Raw genomic sequence first — 3333 nt, 5'->3', positions numbered from 1 at the left:
TGGACGAGCTCATCGAGTGGCCGCTGCCCTGGATCGACGGCCGGCCGGCCCCCGTCGACCCCGACGACATGCGCGGACTCACCGCCCGCCTCGCCGCCGTCGGCGCGGAGGAGGCGGTCATCTTCACCTCCTTTCACCAGTCCCCACTGCCCCTGGCCCTGCTGCTGCGGATGGCCGGCGTACCCCGGATCAGCGCCATCAGCGACGACTACCCCGGCTCCCTGCTCGACGTCCGACACCGGGTACCCCTCGGCATCCCCGAACCCGAACGCGCCCTCTCCCTCGCCGCCGCCGCCGGGTTCACCCTGGCCCCCGACGACCAGCCCGGGCTGCGGCTACGCGCCGACCGGCTGCCGCCGAACCCGGCCGGTCCCGACCAGCCCGGGTACGTCGTGCTGCACCCGGGATCTTCCGTCGAGACCCGGGCCTGCCCACCCGAGCTGGCCGGCCGGATCGTCCGGGTGCTCAGCGCCGCCGGGTACCGGGTGGTGGTCACCGGCGGACCCGACGAACGGGAGCTGACCGCCCGGGTCGCCGCGGCCGGCGGACTCGACCTGAGCGGCGCCACCGACCTGGCCGGTCTCGCCCGGATCCTCGCCGGGGCCCGGTGCCTCGTGGTGGGCAACACCGGCCCCGCCCACGTCGCCGCAGCGGTCGGTACGCCGGTGGTCAGCCTCTTCGCCCCCACCGTCCCGTTCGGACAGTGGGGACCGTACCGGGTCCCGACCGTCCGACTCGGCGACGCCGGGGCGGCCTGCCGGGACACCCGGGCCACCCGCTGCCCGGTGCCCGGGCACCCCTGCCTCACCGCGGTCGAGCCGGGCCGGGTGCTGGAGGCGCTGCGGCTGCTCGGCGTACCCGCCGACGCGCCGGCCCCCGCCGGCCCGGTGGTCGCCGTCCCGCCGCGCGCGCCCGCGGTGAGCGGTACCGGCGGGGGCGGGCGATGAACATCCTCCTCTGGCATGTGCACGGCTCCTGGACCACGTCGTTCGTGCACGGTAAGCACCGGTACCTGGTGCCGGTCACCCCCGACCGGGGTCCGTACGGGCGCGGGCGGGCGCGGACGTACCCGTGGCCGGACACCGCCGTCGAGGTCACCCCGCAGGAGCTGCGCCGGGCCGAGGTGGACGTGGTCCTGATCCAGCGCCCCGAGGAGTTCGACCTGGCCTGCGAGTGGCTGGGCCGGCGGGTGGGGCGGGACGTGCCGGCGATCTACGTGGAGCACAACACCCCGAAGGGGGACGTGCCCAACACCCGGCATCCGATGGCCGACCGGAACGACCTGCTGATCGCCCACGTCACCCACTTCAACGAACTCTTCTGGGACAACGGCGGCAGCCGCACCGCGGTCATCGAGCACGGCGTGGTCGCCCCGCAGGTCGAGTGGACCGGCGAGCTGGACCGCCTCGCCGTGGTGATCAACGAACCGGTCCGCCGCTGGCGGGTCACCGGCACCGACCTGCTGCCGCGGTTCGCCGAGCTCGCCCCGCTGGACGTCTTCGGCATGGGCGTGGCCGGGCTGGCCGACCGCCTCGGCCTGCCCGCCGACCGGGTGACCAGCCACGACGACGTCCCGCAGCACAAGATGCACGCCGAGCTGGCCCGCCGGCGGGCATACCTGCACCTGTGCCGGTGGACGTCCCTCGGGCTGAGCCTGATCGAGGCGATGACGATGGGCATGCCGGTCGTCGCGCTGGCCACCACCGAGGCCGTGGAGGCGGTGCCGCCGTCCGCCGGCGCCCTCTCCACCCGGGTCGACGTGCTGCTGGAGGCGGCCCGCGGGCTCCTGGCCGATCCGACCGCGGCCCGCCAGGCCGGCGCCCAGGCCCGGACCGCCGCCCGCAACCGCTACGGCCTCGACCGTTTCCTCGCCGACTGGGACCGGCTGCTGGAGGAGGAAGTATGCGCATCGCGATGATCTCGGAGCACGCGAGTCCGCTCGCCGTGCTCGGCGGTGAGGACGCCGGTGGCCAGAACACGCATGTCGCGGAGCTCTCCGCCGCGCTCGTGGCCGCCGGTCACGACGTCCGGGTCTACACCCGGCGGGACGCGGTGGACCTGCCGGTGACGGTCCCCGCCCCGGACGGCTACGACGTGGTGCACGTACCCGCCGGTCCGGCGGAGCCGGTCGCCAAGGACGCGCTCCTGCCGCACATGGCGGAGTTCGGCACCTGGCTGGCGGAGCGGTGGCGCACCGGCGACTGGCAGCCCGAGGTGGTCCACGCGCACTTCTGGATGAGCGGCCTAGCCGCGCTCGCCGCCGGGCGGCGCACCGGGGTGCCGGTGGTGCAGACGTTCCACGCGCTGGGCACGGTGAAGCGGCGTCACCAGGGGGCGCAGGACACTAGCCCGCCGGGCCGGCTCGGCCACGAACGCCAGCTCGGCCGCAAGGTCGCCCGGGTGGTCGCCCAGTGCCAGGACGAGGTCGCCGAGCTGGCCCGGATGGGCGTACCCCGGTCCCGGATGACGGTCATCCCGTCCGGGGTGAACCTCAGCACCTTCGCGCCGCTCGGCCCCGCCGTCGAGCGGGACGGCGACCGCCCGCGCATCCTCACCGTCGGCCGGTTGGTGGAGCGCAAGGGCTTCGAGGACGTCATCCGGGCCATCGCCGGAGTCCCCGACGCCGAGTGCGTGGTGGTCGGCGGGCCGCCGGCCGGGCTGCTGGAGACCGACCCGTACGCGCTGCGGCTGCGGGCCCTCGCCGAGTCGTGCGGGGTCGCCGACCGGGTCAAGCTGATCGGTGCGGTTCCCCGGGAGGAGATGGGCCGCTGGTACCGCTCGGCGGACGCGCTGGTCGCCGCCCCGTGGTACGAGCCGTTCGGGCTCACCCCGCTGGAGGCGATGGCCTGCGGCGTGCCGGTGATCGGCAGCGCCGTCGGGGGGCTGATCGACACCGTGGTCGACGGGCGGACCGGGGACCTCGTTCCGCCCCGGGACCCACGCGCCCTGGGCGCCGCCATCCGGCGGCTGCTCGGCAACCGGATCCGGCGCTTCGCGTACGCGACGGCGGCGGTGGAGCGGGCCCGCGGCTGCTACTCCTGGTCGACCACGGCGGACCGGCTGGCGGAGGTGTACGGCGAGGTGGCCGCCGTGCGTCGGCCGACCCGGGTGGTCGCCTGATGACGGCGGCCGGCGGAACCGGCGGCGCGGCCGGGACGGTGCTCGACGGCCACCTGGCGAACCTGGCCGCGGCGCTGCTGCCCTTCCGGCGGTCGGAGCAGCTGCTGGCCCGGTGGGGCGGGGAGCTGGCGGACCGGCTGGCCCGGGGCGGCCGGCTGCTGGTCGCGGGCAACGGCGGCAGCGCCGCCGAAGCCCAGCACCTCACCGCCGAAC

3 protein-coding genes and 1 pseudogene are annotated in these 3333 nt (G+C 76.0%); all 4 read left to right on the top strand.

What is annotated here, in order from left to right:
* Positions 1–947 (top strand): glycosyltransferase family 9 protein (locus tag DKL51_RS00905; RefSeq protein ID WP_148097692.1); only part of this gene is annotated, 947 nt, incomplete at its 5' end.
* Positions 944–1918 (top strand): glycosyltransferase, encoded by a 975-nt coding sequence (locus DKL51_RS00900; RefSeq protein ID WP_109945041.1) that lies wholly within the window; start codon positions 944–946, stop codon positions 1916–1918. The genes DKL51_RS00905 and DKL51_RS00900, both read left to right, overlap by 4 nt.
* Positions 1903–3120, top strand: a complete 1218-nt coding sequence (locus tag DKL51_RS00895; protein ID WP_109945040.1) for a glycosyltransferase — start codon at positions 1903–1905, stop codon at positions 3118–3120. Before DKL51_RS00900 ends, DKL51_RS00895 begins: the two co-directional genes overlap by 16 nt.
* Positions 3120–3333: pseudogene (locus DKL51_RS00890) on the top strand (phosphoheptose isomerase); the annotation flags it as partial. The gene DKL51_RS00895 and the pseudogene DKL51_RS00890, both read left to right, overlap by 1 nt.

This window comes from Micromonospora globispora, from assembly GCF_003857015.1.
Taxonomy (GTDB): domain Bacteria; phylum Actinomycetota; class Actinomycetes; order Mycobacteriales; family Micromonosporaceae; genus Micromonospora; species Micromonospora globispora.
The sequence above is the reverse complement of the archived record's forward strand: the minus strand, read 5'-3'. Positions and strand labels throughout refer to the sequence as shown.

Excerpts from the sequence above, each read along its gene's own strand:
- DKL51_RS00900 (WP_109945041.1), top strand. The coding sequence starts at position 944 with ATGAACATCCTCCTCTGGCATGTGCACGGCTCCTGGACCACGTCGTTC.
- DKL51_RS00895 (WP_109945040.1), top strand. The coding sequence starts at position 1,903 with ATGCGCATCGCGATGATCTCGGAGCACGCGAGTCCGCTCGCCGTGCTC.